An 18,007-nucleotide genomic window follows, 5' to 3' on the forward strand; every position below is an offset into this window, starting at 1 on the left:
GGACGTCCCTTCTTTCCTAAGGTTTCACCGAAATCGCCGTTTCACCGGCTTCGACATAACCGACCAGGCGAGCGTCGTCTATTCCAGCTTCGTGCAAAGATTTTAGAGCTAGAGCACTCTGCTCTTCTGGGAGAGAAACCAGCAGGCCCCCCGACGTAATCGCGTCGGCGAAAACCAGTCCCACTTCCGGCGCTAGTTCTTCGGCAAAGCTGACTGAGGGGCCGACAGTGGTCAGGTTGCATTTACTGCCGCCGGGAACAAGACCACGGGCCGCATATTCCCAGGTCTCCTCGATAACTGGTACAGCGCTGGCGAGAAAGGTGATCCGGCAGTGGGAAGCGCGAGCCATCTCGAGAGCATGGCCGAGCAGGCCAAAACCGGTGATGTCCGTGCATCCGCCCACATCAAAGGCGGAAAGAACTTCTGCGGCTCTTTTATTCAGCGTAACCATGGCTTCTGTCATTTTTCCGACAGCTTCGGGAGATGCTTTTTTGTTTTTCAACGCCGTAGATATGATCCCGCTGCCTAGCGGCTTTGTTAAAATCAGTTGCTGTCCTGGCTTGGCGCCACCGTTCGTCCATACCTTCTGTGGGTGTACGACGCCTGTGACGGAAAGACCGTATTTCGGTTCTTTATCCTGAATAGAATGTCCGCCCAGAAGAACCGCGCCAGCTTCGCGGACCTTGTCAGCGCCGCCGCGAAGGATTTCTCCAAGGACAGACATAGGCAGTGTGCTAACAGGAAAGGCGACCAAGTTGAGTGCCGTCACTGGTTTTCCACCCATGGCGTAGATATCGGATAGGGCGTTCGCCGCAGCAATTTGTCCAAAAAGATAAGGATCGTCCACAATGGGAGTAAAAAAGTCGACCGTCTGTACCAGCGCCAATTCCGGCGTGAGCTGGTACACACCAGCGTCATCGCTGTATTCGGTTCCGACGAGTAAATTAGGATCCTGTGGTGGAGGAGGTAAATAGCCCAAAACTTGGGCCAGGTCCGAAGGACCGATTTTGGCCGCTCAACCAGCTTTGGTCGACATGGCGGTGAGGCAGATTTGCTCTGAGTTCATGGACTCCCCCCCCTTTCCGATGATTTGAACTTGGAAATCGCTTCAATGATTAGTTTGCCCAGTTCCGCGACTTCTTCTGTCGATAGGGTTCGCATGTCCAGCCAGAGTGCTTCTCCTTGGATTCGCCCCATGACGGGAATTCTTCCCTGGCGTAAAGATTCGGCAAAGGTCTGGGCACTTCCTTCCTTCGGAGTTAAAACCACAGACCAACTCGGTAACTCTACCTCGGGCAGCGCTCCGCCGCCGATCTGTGAAGTAGACGGAAGCAACTGAACGGTGATTTCCGCTTGGGATTGCTGCAGTGCATCTACGAAAGACTGGCCTTGACGGCTAATCATATCGGGCTTCCGGTTTATGAAACGGTGTATGGGGACTTTTTCACAGACCCTGTCTGGATGTAAGTACAACTGCAATGTCGCCTCTAAGGCAGCTAAGGTCAGCTTGTCCACCCGGAGCGCCCTTGTCAAAGGGTGCCTGGCAATTTGAGCGATCAGATCGCGTCGACCGACAATAAGGCCTCCCTGCGGTCCACCTAAGAGCTTATCTCCACTGAAGGTGACCACATCTACCCCATTGCGTACCACTTGTTGAACAGTCGGTTCGTCAAAGAAAACACCGCTTGTATCATAACCGTTCAGCAAACCGCTACCCAGATCTTCCACGATAGGGATACCTCGTTCTCGGCCTAGGCGGACCAAATCTTCTCGGTTCACCGACTCGGTAAATCCGATGATCCGGTAATTGCTCGGATGAACTTTCAAGAGGATTGCCGTTTCTGGGGTTATCGCTTTTTCGTAGTCCGAAATCCTCGTCTTATTGGTGGTGCCGACTTCAATCAGCTGGGCACCGCTTTGTTCCAACACATCAGGAATGCGGAATCCGCCGCCGATCTCGACCAATTCACCGCGAGAGACGATCACCTGCCGACCGCGGGCCAGCGCACTTAGGACCAAGAGCACGGCGGCAGCATTGTTATTGACGACCAAGCCATCTTCGGCACCAGTGATCCGGCAGAGCAGTTCTTGCAGATGGTCATAACGTTTGCCCCGTTTTCCCGTCTCCAGATCTAATTCCAAGTTGGCATAGCCTTTCGCCACCTCTTCTACGGCGACGATAGCTTCCTGAGCCAAGGGCGCACGGCCCAGATTGGTATGCAAGATGATACCAGTTGCATTGATGACCGGACGGAGGCGAGGCTGTATTTCTTCCGCCAGGATCCGGACAATATGTTGACAAATCGTCTTGATGGCGAAATCATCGGGACGGATCTGTTCTACATGGGCTGCCGATAGGATTTGCGTCCGTAAATAGTGACAATGACGCTGTACAGCACTGACAAGGCGGTCATGGCCGTATCGCTGGTTCGCTTCTTGCAATTCCTGACAGGAGATGATCAGATTCACCGCCGGGATGCGACGAAGCCAATCGGCTTTCCATGGTTCTGACACGACAGGACCTCCCCTAATGGCTGCGATGCCAAGAATCTCCATAAGTACTGGCTCTCGTTCATTATATCATAGGGGGATCGGGAAGCAACGTACGGCAAAAAACCGGGTACCTATGACCCGGTTTTCAAAATGACCTCAGCGAGGAAGCTATCCGACTAACTCTACACCGATTTGCCGGGCTAAGTTTCGACCGATAGCGATTTCTTGTTTGTTTTTACGAATCACGACGGGTCCAGCTGGAATGATTTCTTGACAAACCACCTCAGCTCCCTCGGAGATACCAAAGCGGATGGCTTGTGCCCGCACCATCTCATTCGGAATAGAACGAATCACAATATGTTGTCCTTTTTTCACGCGATCGAGGGAGAGCCTCATGGGGGAGCAACCTCCTGTGCAAATGATTTGCATTCCCATTGTAACCTAGCCTCAGGAACCTTGGCAATACGAAAAGACCTTCCCCGGAAATGTGTTCCGAGGAAGGTCGGGAGGAAAAACCAGGTTTATTGATCTCCTTCCGGGCGAGGCGCTCCAACGGGACAGACATCAGCGCAAGCACCACAATCGATGCAGACACCCGGGTCAATTTGATACTTTGTGGAACCTTCACTGATCGCATTTACAGGGCACTCAGGCGCACAGGCGCCACAATTGACACAGTCATCGTTAATTGTGTGAGTCATTCAGGTTCACCTCCAAAGATAATTTATCCAATGTGGTTCCATTCCTATACCGGAAAGGTTAAAACAAAGGAAAAATTACCCGAGAGATGTCGATGAACGCTTACTCCATCATTTGATGGATTTGTTTTTCCAACTCGATAAAGTGTTTCATTAGCCCGGCATAATCATTTTCAGCCATTTCCCGCTCGACCATTTTATGCAGCAGCATATTCAACTGTAGATAAGCCCGTTCGACCGATTCCCGAGTGACCTGACCCTCTACCACAGGCATGACGGTACAATGTCCCGGAACGACGTCTGGTTCAGCCGGTTGGGCGGCAGGTACTTCGCCGGTAAGCACAACTTCATCAAGCCAACCTGGGGCCTCTGTAGGCCAATGAAGCTCCTCGTGAATTTTTTCCCCGAAGGTCTTCATGTACTCCGGTTCACCGTGGGTAATGAAGACCTTTTTCGGCGGTTTCCGAAAACCCTGCAGCCAGTTGAGCAGACCTTTCTGATCGGCATGACCTGAAAAACCGGGTACACTGCGAATTTGGGCCCTTACTGTCACTTCTTCTCCGTGAATGCGGACTCGCTTCTCGCCATCGAGCAAACGCCGTCCCAGTGTGCCTTCAGCCTGGAATCCGACGAAGAGAACCGTCGTCTCCTGTCGCCACAAATTGTGCTTGAGGTGATGCTTGATCCGCCCGGCATCGGCCATTCCCGATCCGGCGATGATGATGGCTCTGCCCTTCATCTCGTTTAAGGCCATCGAGTCTTCAGCACGGCGGGAATAGTGCAGGTTGGGGAGAGAAAAGAAACCGGGAGAGTTATGGAAAAATTCCTTAGCTTCTTCATCGAAGTAGAACATATTTTTCGCGAAGACATCGGTAGCAGCGATGGCCAAGGGACTGTCGATGTAAATGTCGATATCGGGGACCATTTTTTTATGGAACAACTGGGCCAGTTCATAGAGCAAATCCTGAGTCCGTTCAATGGCGAAACAGGGGATGATCAATTTGCCGCCTCGGTCATAGGTCTCCATGATGATCTCTTTCAGCAAATCGAGACGGGAGCGGCTGCGATCATGGAAACGGTCACCGTACGTCGATTCAATGACGATATAATCAGCCTCGTCGATGGGTGTCGGTTCGTTGACGATCGGCAGATTCGTATTCCCCAGGTCGCCGGAAAAGACGATTTTCGCTTCTTTCCCCTCTTCAGTTACCCAAATTTCCAAGGAGGCAGACCCGAGAATATGACCGGCATCTTGGTATCGAACACGGATTTCCGGTGTCAGCTGAACCATTTCCTGGTAGGCGACGGGACGGAAAAATTTCATTGTTTCCGCCGCCTCTTCGGCCGTGTAGATGGGGCGCAGCAAGGACTTACCGGAACGGGATGCTTTGCGGTTGAGACGAGCCACATCCATCTCTTGAATGTGGCCGGAATCGGGAAGCATGATGGCACAGAGGTCGATGGTCGGCCCGGTCGCTAAAATTTGTCCCTTGAAACCGAGACGGGCCAGTTTCGGCAAGAGACCCGAATGATCCGTATGGGCATGGGTCAGACAGACGAAATTGATCTCCGCGGGATTGAAGGGAAAGTCACCGTAGTTGCGCTCTTTGATGGCTTTGGAACCCTGGAACAATCCGCAGTCGACGAGTAGCTTGGTCTTGGCCGTTTCGATCAGGTAGCAGGATCCTGTAACGGTTTGGGCAGCTCCGAGAAAGCGGATTTTCATAGCGCACCTCTCCTTTAAGATGCCTGCCGCTTTTGACAGCGTTCTACAAATGCCTCCATCTTGTCCATAGCTGCTGTCAAGTTGGCCAGGGAAGACGCGTAGGAGACCCGGATAAACCCTTCCCCACTCTGCCCGAAGGCAGTTCCCGGCACGACAGCCACCTTTTCTTCGGCCAGCAGTTTTTCGCAGAAGGCGTCACTGCTGAGGCCGGTGACGGAAATGCTGGGGAATGCGTAAAAGGCCCCTCTCGGGTTAAAGCATGTCAATCCCATTTCGTTGAATCTTCCCACCACGAAGCGACGGCGTTGGTCATATTGATCCACCATACGTTCTTTTTCGGCTTCGCCGTTGCGCAGCGCCTCTAAGGCGGCCATTTGTCCCATGATCGGCGCGCAAAGCATGGTGTATTGATGAATTTTCGTCATCTGGGCAACAAATTCCTTGTTTCCACATACATAACCGACACGCCAACCGGTCATCGCGTGAGATTTCGAAAAACCGTTGATCAAAATCGTTCGATCCTTCATGCCGGCGATGGACGGGAAGGAGACATGACTTCCCTCGTAAGTTAATTCGGCATAGATCTCATCGGCAAGCACCAGCAGATCGTGTTTTTCGGCAAATCGAGCGATAGCCTCCAGTTCCGGCCGAGTCATGATGGCTCCCGTCGGATTATTCGGATAACAAAGCACAAGCATTTTCGTATTGCTGGTCACTTTTTGTTCCAACGCCTCGACGGTCAGTTGAAAATCATCTTTTACATAGGTGGGAACCCCGACGGGAACCCCTCCGGCCATGGTGACCGTAGGTGCGTAGGAGACGTAGCTGGGTTCGGGGACGAGCACTTCTTCACCGGGACGCAGCATCGCTCGCATGGCGAGGTCAACCGCTTCCGATGCACCGACAGTGATCAGAATTTCGGAAAGGGGTTCATATTCAACGTGGTAGCGTTTGGCGGCATATTTAGCGATTTCTTTCCGCAGTTCCGGTGTACCAAAGTTCGAGGTATACATGGTATAACCTCGTTCTAAGCCATAAAAGCAAGCTTCTCGGATGTGCCAAGGAGTGATAAAATCCGGTTCCCCGACTCCCAAAGAAATGACACCTTTCGTATTCGCCACCAGATCGAAGAAGCGGCGAATCCCAGAAGGGGGTAGATTGACGATCGTGGGATTTAAGTATTCTTCTATCGGTTTCATCATGGGCTCACCTGCAGTCGATAATCTTCTTCTTTTTCGTCATAGATGACGCCGTCTTTTTTGTACCGCTTGAGGACGAAGTGGGTCGCCGTCGACTGGACGTGCTCCAGCACCGCCAGTTTCTGGGCGACGAAGAGGGCGACTTCCTTCATGGTCCGTCCCTCGATGACGACAGAGAGGTCGTAACCGCCAGACATGAGAAAAACGGAGCGCACTTCAGGGTAACGATAAATGCGTTCGGCCACTTGATCAAAGCCCACATCTCGTTGGGGAACGACTTTTACGTCAATCATCGCGGTGACCGTATCATCGCCCAGCTTTTCCGGGTTGATCAAGGCGGGATATTTAAGGATGATCCGTTCTTCTTCCATCTCTTTGATGGCCCTTTTGACTGTTTCTACATCTTGACCGAGCATGAGGGCGATCTGTTCGTGACTGATTCGACAATCGTCCTGCAAAATATCAAGCAACTTTTTCTTATCGATTGCGCCCATTGGGCTCACTCCCTTAATTCAAAATTAAAAAAGCCTCCATCCCCAAAAAGGGACGAAGGCTTTTGCCAACGCGGTACCACCCTAGTTACCGGCAAAAAACCGGTCAACTCGAATTCCTGATAACGGAGGATTCCGGCTTCCCTACCCCATCCCGTCCCGGAAACAGGAGGTTTCAGGTTGCAGTTCAAGGGTGGCTTCCCTACCTCTGTCAGCCCGGCTTCCACCAACTCCGGTTCGCTATCTGCACAGGTCTAGCAGGTACTCTTCCCTATCATCACCAAAGTATGTGAGACAAATGTAAGGATATTGTACACTTCTCCGCGAGTGAGGTCAAGGTTGAATTTGCCCGAGGAATAAAGTGGATCGATTCGCAAGCTAAGGAGTCCCTGAACGTAAAATGCTCCGCTTAAGCCGGCTAGGGCTGTGCATATCGAAAGGAGATACATAGGTCACTTTCAATCCCAATTGCCGGCAGGCAAACTCCATGCGGCTCGTCTTCTTAGAAGGGCTGCCGCAAGCGATAGCTACCTTTTTCGAGGGAACATAAGCGGAAATTCCGGTAACCCCAGGCGGGCTGCCGGCGATGATCTCAACTTTTGGGTATAGGTCTTGTAAAACGCGCATAATTATACTTTCACCGGATTCGCTGTTCTCCGGCGGCTGGATAATCTCTTCGATCATTGCTTCCTGGGTTGGGCTTTCTACCTCTGTTATCCAACCTTCCTGAGCGAGCCAATCCTCTAGATAAGCGGTCACTTCTGAGGACTCACTCTCACTATCTGAAATTCCCTGAAAAGACCCTTCCTCACCCTCTAACCGGGGCGATTCGGTGGTGGTAGCGGCGACTTCAAGGCATGCTCCTTCCAGTTCCCTTGGGATCCTCTCGATGTCGACGGGCCCAACAAGAGGGGTTTCGGCTGTCTTTGCCTCATGACCCTTCCAAAGGGCTCTGCGCTTCGCTAGCCCTGCTGCCAAATACTCCTCAAGGGCCTGTTGAAATTCTCCGAAGCTTCTCATTACGGCAGGATGGGGCAGTTTTTGCTGGAGCAGTTGACGCATCGTCGGCTCGACATACTCCCGTCTTCCTTCGACCAGCAACTCACAAAGGGCGGCCAGTTGTTCGGTGATGCGCACACCGTCGATAAACCGTTCTTCCCGATAGGGACCAACAAGCATACTGATTTGACTCGCCTCGTCGATGAGCTGGTCAAGCAGGCGAAGTATCTGCTGTTCTACCATAGGTTGCTTTTTTCCGATCAATTTCAGCCTTCCTCCTTCATACCGTCCAAAAAAGCTCGTCCTAATGTAAAATTTATGCACTTAAAACATGAGCTAGACCGGTTCTACATTCCAATCCCGGGCATATGTTCATAAGGTGACCGTTGTGATTGATGAAAGAGGTGACTATCATTTGCAGGAAGAACAGATCCTTTTCCGAATCCATAGGTATTTTCAAAATGGAAAAATGTCATTAGAGGATAAGTTATTCTATGCCAAGCTGATTGCAACACTCGATTTAGAGTCTGGAAACTACACTGAAGAAAATGAAAAGCATCGGCTCGAGAGATTTGCCGCGCAAGTGGATCAATTGCGGGAAAAACTCCGTCATCGTGCCGGTTAAACGCTATATGAGTAAAAAAACCGGGGCTTGCCCTAAGCGGGCCCCGGTTTTTCTTCGACCATTTTCTCTAATCAAACAAGAGGAACCGCTTGCGGAGAAGCCAGTATTCCACCAGAAAACCAATGAGCGCCAGAATGACGATCGCGCCGATCAAATAACGTTGCCAAGCGACCTTGCGTTCCAATGAACTGATCGTTTGTTCTTTTTCCTCGGTAAAGTTTTGCATCTGCTGCTTTTGTGCTTGCAAATCGTCGATTCGGCCATTGATGGTTATCTTGTCTTCAGCCAATTGGTAAGCTTCCCGAGCGAGGTTCAGGTTTTGTGAGGCCAAATCGTTGACCCGTTTTTCATATAAATTTTCTTGATTGAACTCTCCGTTAGGAAGGATGGCGTTCCACAAGACCGCCCCTTCCGACTGGGCAGGAACTCGGTTGCCGGTGAGTTGAGCCAGTGTAGCAGCTACATCAATCGTTCGAGCCGGCGGGATCGTCACGCCCGTCTTCAATCGAGGACCGCGCAACAAAAGAGGGACGATCAGTTCCCGATCGATGTTTTGCATGGTTCGCTCTTGCGTCCGAGGGGCCAATCCGTAATCAGAAACAATGACGGTCAGTGTATCATCGTACAGGCCCGCTTCTTTGAACATCCGGATCCAGCGGGCTGCCTGCTGATCCGATTCTGTAATCGCTTTGAGATGGTCCTGACTATAGGGGCCCTTTGTTTTCGCTTCCTTTTCGGCCTGCGAGAGAACGACCAAGGTGGCAAAGGGTTTCATGCTCTTCCAAAGATCCAAACCGCGATCGGTGATCGCTTTGTCAGTCCCGCCGGGTACGAATGATTTATACGTGAACCCTCCGGAGAGTGGTGCAAATTCTTCCTCCGGACCGGCAGCTAGCAAAGTGACCAATCCTCGACTTTGCCAAACTTGAAAGACTGACTCGGCATTTAACTTTTGCGAGGGTTTTAATAAGCCATGTCGCTCGGGACTAGCGCCAGAGATCAGCGAAGCCAAGGCAGAAGGACCCTTCGTCGGGTAGACGCCGGAAGATTGATCGACCTTGACTCCTTCTTTCACCAGTTCGTTAAAGGTTGGTGTGTATGTATGCAACAAGGCATCCATACTGACTCCAGTCATGACGATGACGAGCACATGTTTGATTGGGCGTGTCGCTTTGTCTTCCACCGGCGGCTTCACTTCCGGTTGTGGTTCCGGATTGGCGACGGCAGGTACGGCCATAGATATCAACAATGCAAGCAGACAGAACCAGAGAATCGGTTTGGATTTCCTGCTCATGGAGCCATGCTTCATCTTACTGCCTCCAACCCCTTGTCCCTGTACTTGCTGCATATATATGGCTATCGGAGAATCTCTATGAATGAAAAATGCCTGTCTGATGAGAATCAGACAGGCATGGGATTTACATCGCTCCAGGACAGCCGCATCCCGCTCCAGGACAGCCGCTTGGGGAAGGCAGGGAACAACCACCGGGTCCACAAGGGGATTTCGGACTCGATTTTCCAACGAAAAAACCGGTTAACCGGATTTTTGCATCTGCCTTGCCGCATTCAGGGCAGGGGACTTCGCTGCGTTTGGAGTAAGCGACCATTTCAGAAAAGCGATGACCGCAGTGGGTACATTCAAAGTCATAAGTGGGCACTGGGGATTCCTCCGATTTTGTTCGTATTATATTTTATGATTGGCCTGATTCCGGGTCCTTATCTTCTTTTGACTGTGGATCGGCATCGATGACCACTTCCGGTGGTGTGCTCATCCCTAGTTTTTCCTCGATTTTGGCGATGCGGGCTTCTAGCGCTTCATACTCCTTGCGGGTGACAAAGCCGAAGTCGTTGCGAACCCGGTGGAACTCCGTTTTGATGGTGTCAGCAACCACTTCCCGTTGCTCTTTACTTTTTTCGAGCAATTCAGAGACGATTTTGCTCGCATCTTCTTTGCTCATCTCACCCTTTTTGACGAGTTCATCCACCAATGACTCGGCCCGCTCTTTTGTCAATGTCAGCGCTCCCAAGCCGGCCAACAGGGCCTTACGTACGACGTCCAACATGGGCAACACTCCTTTTTTTTTATTCCAATGGGGCCATGGCGACACCAACGGTGCCTGGTCCCACGTGAACCGCAATCACAGGACCCACAAAATGGATCGTAGGTGATGCATCGGGAACTAAAGAAATGATCTGTTCCTGCAGTTCCTGCACCTCTGCCGAAGCGCCAACATAGGCTAAAGCGATTCGCTGCGGTCCTTCTGAATTCCATTTGTCTCTGACGAACTCAGCGACCCGTAAAAAGGCTTTCTTGCGCGTACGGATTTTTTCGTAAACTTCGACTTTTCCCTCTTTCACCCAGAGGACCGGTTTGATTTGTAACAACGTACCGAAGAGAGACTGGGCGCCGCCGATTCGGCCGCCTCGATATAAATATTCCATGGAATCTACAATTAAAAACAACCTAAGTCTTTCTCGAACTTTGACGATTTCCCGGATCACTTCTTCAGTGCTCATACCGGCGTCAATCAATTTCCGCGCTGCCTCCAAAAGAATCCGCAAGCCTATGGCAGTCGTTTCAGTGTCGATAACGTGAATGGGGCGACCTTCCAAATGGTCAGCCATCGATTTGGCAGCTTGAAAGGTACCGCTCAATTTGCTCGATAAGTGTAACGAAATAACCGTATCACCGTTCGCCGTGAGCCGGTCATATACGTCCAGAAGTTCACCAGGCGGCGGCTGTGACGTGGTCGGAATGGTCGGCGCGTTACGCAGGTATTCGATGAATCGCTCCGGATCTTCGGCGGTCTCTTCTACCGGTTCATTGTTCACAATAACTCGCAGGGACACAAGGGATACCTGCAACTGCCGGATTTCTTCCTCGGTGAGATAGGCCGTGCTATCTGTGACTAAATGGATCTTCGACAAAGATAGGGCCACTCCCTCCAAATAATGTGATGGGTACCAGAAGTGAACGTAAATAAGGAAAAATTAAAAGGCCATATTATTTTATAAGAAATCATCGGGAAAAGGAGGGATGGGGTTGACCCTTCACCGTTGGACAGCAGGATTTTTCACCCAAATAATTCCTCCCCAAATTTCCGTCCTCATGGAAACTCGCACCGATCGTCTCGTCATTCAGGTACCACAGTATCGCATTTCTTATCATGAACCTTCCGTTCGACAGGTCACCAACCCGACGATCACCGTTGTGCCGTTGAATGATGAAAAGGGACGAAATCGGTACCGTTGCGGTTTATCCCCCCAAGCGGATGTGACAGCAACTACCATTCATTATACCACCAGTGGTAGTATTTTTAACGTCTTTTTACAGCGAAACCTACAAGTCCTCAACGGTTCCACCATTTCACCAGGTGAATGGCGGGTTCAGATTCCGATCTTAGGTAGCGATGCCCTTCATGGTGCAATCGCCGCTTGGACCATGGCCGTTTTGATCGGCTTGCCTCCGGAGAATGCGGCTGAGCGGTTGGCTTGCATACGTGCCCCCGAAGGAGAACGGAATCTGGTGCCTACCGGAGAAGCCACTTGTAAAGTGCTCTGGGACCGTGGTCGGGATCTGAAAAGTGTGACCGAATTATTGACGGCGATCACAGCCCATGACTTTGGTGCCATCCATTTTATGCTCCTCCCGCCCGATCCATTCACAGCAGCGGAATGGTTGAAATTGCTTTCCGATTGGTACGATGTGCTGGGGGCACCGGAAGTGCATATTCGACTGCCGCGCTATGTTCGATTCACTCTTCCCGATTGGACCATCCGCATCGACAAACCGCAGCGGTTTTTACAGGAGACCTTGACCCACCTTCCCCCGGAGGATCTGCTCATTTGGCTCGGCCCGAAACCTCCTATGCCGTCAGCAGAGACACTGGCCGGGAACCGTTCGATAGAGCCATTTTCTTCGACGGCTCTCGTCTTCACGACAACCTAATGTCTTTATGTATATTTTTCATCTCAATGGACAATCTATTAACGCTCCGCTTTTTGGTGGATATATCTCTCCCTGCCAGCGCCTTTGGCGCTGGATTTTTTTGTGAAAAAACCGGGCCTCCATTTAAGCCCGGTTTAGCATAATATTAACGGAATCGACCGCGTCTCTTTTTTTGTGTCACCAGGGAACCGATATACATCATTGTAGGTATGGCTACGGCGTGAAATGCGAACCAGCCGGGGTGGCCGAATTCAAAACCGGTGTCGTGAACGAGGGTCTTATTCCGTTCAAACATCCTCCATCCCCCCTTTCGTCGGTTATACCCTTTAGTTTGAGTCGGCAGAGGGGAAATATCCGCGGCGAAGAGGGAGTATATCTGGAAAACAAGCTATAAAAAAATAAAAAAGACGGTGTAACACCGTCTTTGATCTTTCATATGGTGCGGTCGAGAGGACTTGAACCTCCACAGCCTTGCGACCACTAGAACCTGAATCTAGCGCGTCTGCCAATTCCGCCACGACCGCATTTGCTTGTCTCCTTGTTCGGAAGACATTTAGAATTATAACAACCCTGTCCTATAGCGTCAAGTATTAATTTTCGTGTCATCTACCATTAAATCCAGAATCGCCATTACCGCTTCGTTCACGATCCCATCTACGGGAAGTTGATGCTTTTTTTGTAAGGAACGAACGGCTTCTTCCATCTCGGGCCCGAATCGACCGTCAGCCAGGTGAAGCGGATAGCCTTTTTCTTGTAGGCGCATTTGTATCCGAGCTATCTCTTGGCCTGTTTCACCAAGGATGTATTTCTTTTTGGACAGTTTGAAGGGTTTGGCGTCGATGACCCGGACAACCGTCTTTAAAGGAATGTACGTATACAGTTCCTCTACGTCGCGATTATGCATGCGGATACAACCGGCACTCTCGTTTTTTCCAATCGACCAAGGTTTGTTCGTTCCATGAATTCCGTAGATACCCCAGGGTACGTTAAAGCCCATCCAACGGGAGCCGAAGCCGTCTCCCCAGTTTTTTTGTTTATCGATAATGGTCCAGTCTCCGATGGGAGAGGGGGTTTTCGTCTTACCGGTACAAACGGGATAGTTCTTATAAGGTTTACCGTCCGCCAGGACCGTCAAGGTGTTCTTTTCCGTATCGACCACCAGCATAATGGTGCCTTTCGGCTCTTCCACAGGTGTAGGTGATTTTGAGGGTTCAGCGGTTGTCGTGACGGGACTATCCATGGACAGCCAGGTTTCTGCGGTCACTGTGCCATCGGGGGATAGTCCTTTTTGTTTCTGCAGCGTCTTTACGGCTTCCACGGTCTTACCGACATAAAGGCCGTCGATGGGACCCGTATAATACCCCAGCGTCTTTAATCGACTTTGCAGTTCTTCCACGTCCTCCCCTTGCATCGGCGGTGCCGCTGGGCAGAGCAGTCGTTCTACGTCGCCACAATGAGAAGAGCTGTGTTCAGTATTTTTCACCGTTGGAGCGCTTTGGGGCCAGAAGTACCACCCTGTTACGATCAGCACCAACAGTACGCCGGCGATCCATCTTAGTCTATGTTTGGAAAAGTTGATGGTTACAAACATCCCGTTACTCCTTCCTTTATACTTCAAAGTGCTTATATCATCCCGAATAATTCATATTCCCTTTTGAGGGACCGTATGATGATGGAAGGCTGAACTATAAGGAGGAGTTTCCTTGGCGATTCGACGAAAAGGGCGGTTGTCCAAAGGAGCCCTGTATTTCTTAATCGGCTTCCTCCTTTTCGCACTGTTCGGTACGATGGGCTTCCTATACCGGCAACATAGAAATATTTCACACCTTCGATTTCTGAACCATTTCACCGAGGCACAGCAGAACGTTTTTTCCCCGGATGAAGAATATGATCTGCTGAAACAACGAATAAAAAAAGAGATGGCTGACTTCAGCGGCTCTTTCGCCGTTTATTTGGAAGATTTATCGACAGGCCATCAGTTTGGCATCAACTCAAATATGGCTTTTCCGGCGGCCAGTGTAATCAAGGTACCCTTGGTGCTTTTCCTCTATTCCCTGGCTTTGGACGGGCGGATTAACTTGGATGAAACCATTTCCATCGTGCCGAGCGATTTGGAGCCCAGCCCAGGCGGGCTTTGGAGCTATAATATAGGGACAACATATACGCTTCGACAGTTGGCGAAGCATACGATTGAAGATAGTGATAATACGGCCGCAAACATGCTCATGCGACGTCTGGGTCGAACCAATTTTTATCTTTTTTTACGGCTCTCCGGGGCATCGGTGATTCCTTGGGGTCCAGGAAAAGGGAATGTGACTTGTGCCCGTGATGCTGCGCTGTACTTAAAAGGGATTTGGTTGTTCCGACAGATAGAACATCCTTTAGGGGAAGAAATGATGCAGTACCTGCTGCACAGCAAGTTCGACGACCGCATCCCCGCCGGTGTGCCCTTCGACGTTGAAGTGGCGAACAAGATCGGTTCTCAAGAAGGAGTGTTTAACGATACAGCCATTATCTTTCTACCCAACAGACCTTATGTCTTATCGGTTTTATGCTGCCACCCCGATGAACAGCAAGCCGTAGAGGCGATCGGACGTATCGCTCGATTAACCTATGAATACCAACGAGAATACCATCCCCGTACGAATTGAAAGAACCACCCAGGACAAACTAGTCCCGGGAGGTGATAGATTATGGCCAAGAATGATAAAGTAAAACAAAACACGGGCATCAATGTACCCCAAACGACGGCTGCTACCACACCCGGCGCCGGCGCTACGGCTACGACCGGAGAAACCGCTTTTCCGAAAACCAACAAGTAAATCGATGCAAAAAGCCAGCCCGCAGGCTGGCTTTTACCATTTTTATGTTATTCTTTGATTCCTTTAGCGCACGTCGGCGATCCAGCCGAATAGGTCCTCACTTTTTCCGTACTGCATTCCCGTAATGGAGTCAAAGAGCCGGCTCGCCAATTCACCGGTTTTCCCCTCGTTGATGACAGCTTCACGATCGCCGTGACGGAGCAAACCAACCGGAGAAATCACTGCGGCCGTCCCCGTTCCGAAGGACTCTTTGAGATTCCCTGCAGCATGAGCTTCGAACAGCTCGTCGACCGAGATGGTACGCTCGACCACGGGAATTCCCCAGTTTCTCAAGACTTGAATGACCGAATCTCGCGTCACACCCGGCAAGATGCTGCCGTGGAGAACGGGCGTAACCACTTCATCACCGATTCTAAAGAAGACGTTCATCGTTCCGACTTCTTCGATATATTTCTTCTCGACGGGATCCAGCCAAAGGACTTGGGTAAAGCCCATTTGTTTTGCTTTTTCGCCAGCATAGAGGCTGGCAGCATAGTTGGCCGGTGTTTTAACGTCTCCTAAGCCGTTTTTGGCTGCCCGGGTAAATTCGTCGGTGATAAAAATTTTGACGGGATTAAAGCCTTCGGCATAATAGGCGCCGACGGGTGAAAGAATAACCATGAATTTGTATGTGTGCGAGGGGCGTACACCGAGATAGGGGTCTGTGGCGATGATAAAGGGCCGAATATACAGGGCTGTTCCTTCTTCTCCGTAGACCCAATCCCGTTCCGTATCGATTAAGGTTTTGATGGCTTTGACGACAAAGGCTTCATCAAACTCGGGGATGCAGAGTTTTCGCGCCGAGTTGGTCATCCGGCTGATGTATTTTTCGGGACGGAATAAGACAACCCGATTGTCTTGCGTCCGGAAGGCTTTCATGCCTTCAAAAATGGCTTGTCCATAATGGAAAACCATGACCGATGGATCGAGTTCCAGCGGTTCGTAAGGTTTGATCTTGGCGTTGTGCCACCCTTGTTCTACAGAATAATCCATGACGAACATATGGTCTGTAAAAATTTTGCCAAAACCCAGCTTGTCAGCGGGCGGTTTTTCTTTTCGCTGGGGAGCCAGTTCGATTTTCAATTCGAGCATTTACAACCATCCCTTTTCAATAACATCTAGCCTCATCAAAAGGCGTCCTATTTAAAAGGCTTTCTTGAAGATGATGGTACATTATGAAGAATAGCAGTGTCAATGAATTGAGGCTGAATTCACGAGGAAAACTCTTCAGGGAGGTGATTTAATGAAGCGAATGTTGATTTTCATGATGATCATCTTATTTATGATAGCCCAAGGCTGCTCTCCCGCTCGCCGTCCTCCTGAGAGTCAGCCGCCGCAACCACAGCAACAGCAAAACAAAGGCGGTCAGGAAGGAACATCTGGCGGAAGCAAAGACAAGAAAGATAATAAGAGCGATGAGCAAGATACGGAAAATAAAGGAGGAAAAGAAGAATCCAGTAAATCCAGCGATGATGAAGGTGACGAAGGATCATCCGGAAACGATAAAAAGAAAGATAAAAAAGGCGGAAGCACTTCAGGCGAAGATGAGGAAAAGGACGAAGATCGTCAGAAAGATTCCGGTTCTCCTATGCGGTAAAGGGTTATTCAATGAGAACGAAATTCAGAGCATTACTTGAGCTTTCCCCCCCTTTTTGATAGGATAAACATGCCTTAGGGCATGAGACGGGGGAATCTCTTGGTCCAGCGACGGCCAGGGGGTTTCTTCATTTTTATTGGGACTGCTCAGGAGGGGAACGATATGGGTCACTTAGGGATCGGAAAAGAAGAAGTGTTCAAAGCGTTGGCCCGCCGGCTCGACAAAAACCCAGTCGGGGCACCGATGAATGAAATTTTGATGCAGATTCTCTACCGGATGTATGAAGAGAAAGAAGCCCAGATTGCTAGCCAGTTCCCACAGGGGTTTACGACAGCCGATAAGCTCTCCAATCTCACAGGCCTATCGGAAGAAGACATCACCGTTCAATTGAACCAGATGGCGGATAAAGGTTTGGTCATCGATATTCCCCGAAAGGGGAGAACGCTCTACTCCCTTACCCCTTTGGTGATCGGTTTTTTTGAATATACCTTCATGCGTGTCACGGACAAGCTGCCCATGAAAGACTTGGCAGAACTCTTTGAACAGTACCATCATGAAAATGGGGTGTCCGAGGAGTTTTTTGGCGCCGACACGAAAATGTTTCAGACCTGGGCTTATGAAAGTTTGATGCCGGAAGATGTAGAAACTGAGGTTCTCGATTATGAGAAGGCATCGGCCATGATCCGTGACGCTGGCGGTGGATCGCTGACCATGTGCTATTGCCGCCATCAAGCTCTTCACCGGGGAACGGTCTGTGATGCACCCATTCACGATGTCTGCATGTCTTTAGGCAATGCCTCTGAATGGCTGGTTCGCCGTGGTTTCGCCCGCCCTGCCTCGGTCGACGAGATGCTTCGGGTTCTAGAAAAAACGGAGGCGCTCGGTCTCGTTCATCTAGCTGATAATGTCCAGAAAAATCCAGCCTATCTCTGCCACTGCTGCGGATGCTGCTGCGGGGTATTGCGTTCGATCAACGAACATGACGTCTTTTCTGTCCATCGAAGCAATTTCATTCCTGAGATCGCTCTAGAACGTTGCAACGGATGCGGCGCCTGCCTAAAGCGCTGCCATATTCACGCCATCTCTGTTGTGGATTTACCCGGTGACGTGAATGGTAAAAAAGCTTTCATCGATACTTCCCGCTGCATTGGCTGCGGCGCCTGTGTCAAAGGGTGTAAAAAAGGGGCTATCGAATTAGTCCGGCGCGATGAGATCTACATTCCTCCCAAGGACAAACGGGAACAGTTGACCCGTATCGCCCGGGAAAAAGGTAAACTTTGATCACTGTAATTACTCAAGTTTCGCAGATTAAAAATCGCGTTAAACCCTTAACCAGTATGGGAATTTCGCCAACAAATTCTGGTGCTTG

Annotated in this window: 21 protein-coding genes, 1 tRNA gene and 1 other annotated feature; of the genes, 6 read left to right on the plus strand and 16 right to left on the minus strand. The window is 50.4% G+C overall.

Going from position 1 to position 18,007, the window contains the following annotated elements; genetic code table 11:
• Window positions 1–16: 16 nt before the first annotated feature.
• From selD to GJ688_RS17460, 8 genes are all read right to left on the minus strand, one after another.
• Window positions 17–1,066 carry a selenide, water dikinase SelD gene (selD, locus tag GJ688_RS17425; RefSeq protein ID WP_155477798.1) on the minus strand — a complete coding sequence of 350 codons (1,050 nt, stop codon included), beginning with the start codon at window positions 1,064–1,066 and terminating at the stop codon, window positions 17–19.
• Window positions 1,063–2,514, minus strand: coding sequence for an L-seryl-tRNA(Sec) selenium transferase (gene selA / locus GJ688_RS17430; RefSeq protein WP_328597397.1), 1,452 nt, complete (start codon window positions 2,512–2,514; stop codon window positions 1,063–1,065). The genes selD and selA overlap by 4 nt, the downstream gene beginning before the upstream one ends.
• 147 nt (window positions 2,515–2,661) lie before the next feature.
• Window positions 2,662–2,889, minus strand: coding sequence for a FeoA family protein (locus GJ688_RS17435; RefSeq protein ID WP_155477800.1), 228 nt, complete (start codon window positions 2,887–2,889; stop codon window positions 2,662–2,664).
• Window positions 2,890–3,014: 125 nt separating this feature from the next.
• Window positions 3,015–3,194 (minus strand): DUF362 domain-containing protein, encoded by a 180-nt coding sequence (locus tag GJ688_RS17440; protein WP_155477801.1) that lies wholly within the window; start codon window positions 3,192–3,194, stop codon window positions 3,015–3,017.
• A 100-nt stretch (window positions 3,195–3,294) separates the two neighbouring features.
• Window positions 3,295–4,917 carry an MBL fold metallo-hydrolase RNA specificity domain-containing protein gene (locus tag GJ688_RS17445; RefSeq protein ID WP_155477802.1) on the minus strand — a complete coding sequence of 541 codons (1,623 nt, stop codon included), beginning with the start codon at window positions 4,915–4,917 and terminating at the stop codon, window positions 3,295–3,297.
• Between the two features lie 14 nt (window positions 4,918–4,931).
• Window positions 4,932–6,119 carry an aminotransferase class I/II-fold pyridoxal phosphate-dependent enzyme gene (locus GJ688_RS17450; RefSeq protein ID WP_155477803.1) on the minus strand — a complete coding sequence of 396 codons (1,188 nt, stop codon included), beginning with the start codon at window positions 6,117–6,119 and terminating at the stop codon, window positions 4,932–4,934.
• Window positions 6,116–6,610 carry an Lrp/AsnC family transcriptional regulator gene (locus GJ688_RS17455; protein ID WP_155477804.1) on the minus strand — a complete coding sequence of 165 codons (495 nt, stop codon included), beginning with the start codon at window positions 6,608–6,610 and terminating at the stop codon, window positions 6,116–6,118. The genes GJ688_RS17450 and GJ688_RS17455 overlap by 4 nt, the downstream gene beginning before the upstream one ends.
• Before the next feature lie 45 nt (window positions 6,611–6,655).
• Window positions 6,656–6,894: a binding site (T-box leader), on the minus strand.
• 91 nt (window positions 6,895–6,985) lie between these two features.
• Window positions 6,986–7,870, minus strand: a complete 885-nt coding sequence (locus GJ688_RS17460) for a hypothetical protein (RefSeq protein WP_155477805.1) — start codon at window positions 7,868–7,870, stop codon at window positions 6,986–6,988.
• 151 nt (window positions 7,871–8,021) lie between these two features.
• On the opposite strand from GJ688_RS17460, the gene GJ688_RS17465 reads away from it, so the two are divergent.
• The gene (locus tag GJ688_RS17465) at window positions 8,022–8,231 is read left to right on the plus strand and encodes a hypothetical protein (protein WP_155477819.1); all 210 of its coding nucleotides are present in this window, start codon (window positions 8,022–8,024) and stop codon (window positions 8,229–8,231) included.
• A 67-nt stretch (window positions 8,232–8,298) separates the two neighbouring features.
• Here GJ688_RS17465 and GJ688_RS17470 read toward each other — a convergent pair whose 3' ends face one another.
• The 4 genes from GJ688_RS17470 to GJ688_RS17485 form a co-directional block, all read right to left on the minus strand.
• Entirely contained in the window at window positions 8,299–9,540 is a 1,242-nt protein-coding gene (locus GJ688_RS17470) for an alkaline phosphatase family protein (RefSeq protein WP_170292121.1), read from the minus strand.
• 109 nt (window positions 9,541–9,649) lie between these two features.
• Window positions 9,650–9,889, minus strand: a complete 240-nt coding sequence (locus GJ688_RS17475) for an FmdB family zinc ribbon protein (RefSeq protein ID WP_155477807.1) — start codon at window positions 9,887–9,889, stop codon at window positions 9,650–9,652.
• Between the two features lie 33 nt (window positions 9,890–9,922).
• A complete protein-coding gene (locus GJ688_RS17480) occupies window positions 9,923–10,294 on the minus strand; it encodes a phasin family protein (protein ID WP_155477808.1) in 372 nt (123 codons plus the stop codon).
• Between the two features lie 19 nt (window positions 10,295–10,313).
• A complete protein-coding gene (locus GJ688_RS17485) occupies window positions 10,314–11,159 on the minus strand; it encodes a DegV family protein (RefSeq protein WP_170292122.1) in 846 nt (281 codons plus the stop codon).
• Between the two features lie 115 nt (window positions 11,160–11,274).
• Between GJ688_RS17485 and GJ688_RS17490 the strand changes: the two genes are divergently transcribed.
• Window positions 11,275–12,180, plus strand: a complete 906-nt coding sequence (locus GJ688_RS17490; protein WP_155477810.1) for a hypothetical protein — start codon at window positions 11,275–11,277, stop codon at window positions 12,178–12,180.
• Between the two features lie 145 nt (window positions 12,181–12,325).
• Here the strand turns inward: GJ688_RS17490 and GJ688_RS17495 are convergent, their stop codons facing one another.
• The 3 genes from GJ688_RS17495 to GJ688_RS17505 form a co-directional block, all read right to left on the minus strand.
• Window positions 12,326–12,475: a hypothetical protein gene (locus tag GJ688_RS17495; protein ID WP_155477811.1), complete on the minus strand. Its 150-nt coding sequence runs from the start codon at window positions 12,473–12,475 to the stop codon at window positions 12,326–12,328.
• A 142-nt stretch (window positions 12,476–12,617) separates the two neighbouring features.
• Window positions 12,618–12,704, minus strand: a tRNA-Leu gene (locus GJ688_RS17500).
• Between the two features lie 59 nt (window positions 12,705–12,763).
• The gene (locus GJ688_RS17505; protein WP_155477812.1) at window positions 12,764–13,771 is read right to left on the minus strand and encodes a L,D-transpeptidase family protein; all 1,008 of its coding nucleotides are present in this window, start codon (window positions 13,769–13,771) and stop codon (window positions 12,764–12,766) included.
• 112 nt (window positions 13,772–13,883) lie between these two features.
• On the opposite strand from GJ688_RS17505, the gene GJ688_RS17510 reads away from it, so the two are divergent.
• Together GJ688_RS17510 and GJ688_RS21110 are read left to right on the plus strand one after the other, a co-directional pair.
• On the plus strand, window positions 13,884–14,831 hold the full coding sequence (locus GJ688_RS17510; RefSeq protein ID WP_155477813.1) for a serine hydrolase: 948 nt from the start codon (window positions 13,884–13,886) through the stop codon (window positions 14,829–14,831).
• 42 nt (window positions 14,832–14,873) lie between these two features.
• On the plus strand, window positions 14,874–15,002 hold the full coding sequence (locus tag GJ688_RS21110; protein ID WP_268892106.1) for a hypothetical protein: 129 nt from the start codon (window positions 14,874–14,876) through the stop codon (window positions 15,000–15,002).
• Between the two features lie 63 nt (window positions 15,003–15,065).
• Here the strand turns inward: GJ688_RS21110 and GJ688_RS17515 are convergent, their stop codons facing one another.
• On the minus strand, window positions 15,066–16,133 hold the full coding sequence (locus tag GJ688_RS17515; RefSeq protein WP_155477814.1) for a branched-chain amino acid aminotransferase: 1,068 nt from the start codon (window positions 16,131–16,133) through the stop codon (window positions 15,066–15,068).
• 151 nt (window positions 16,134–16,284) lie between these two features.
• On the opposite strand from GJ688_RS17515, the gene GJ688_RS17520 reads away from it, so the two are divergent.
• Window positions 16,285–16,638, plus strand: a complete 354-nt coding sequence (locus tag GJ688_RS17520) for a hypothetical protein (protein ID WP_155477815.1) — start codon at window positions 16,285–16,287, stop codon at window positions 16,636–16,638.
• A 162-nt stretch (window positions 16,639–16,800) separates the two neighbouring features.
• Window positions 16,801–17,919 carry a 4Fe-4S dicluster domain-containing protein gene (locus GJ688_RS17525; RefSeq protein ID WP_155477816.1) on the plus strand — a complete coding sequence of 373 codons (1,119 nt, stop codon included), beginning with the start codon at window positions 16,801–16,803 and terminating at the stop codon, window positions 17,917–17,919.
• Window positions 17,920–18,007: the final 88 nt, after the last annotated feature.

The sequence above is a fragment of the Heliobacterium mobile genome (assembly GCF_009720735.1).
Lineage (GTDB): Bacteria > Bacillota > Desulfitobacteriia > Heliobacteriales > Heliobacteriaceae > Heliobacterium > Heliobacterium mobile.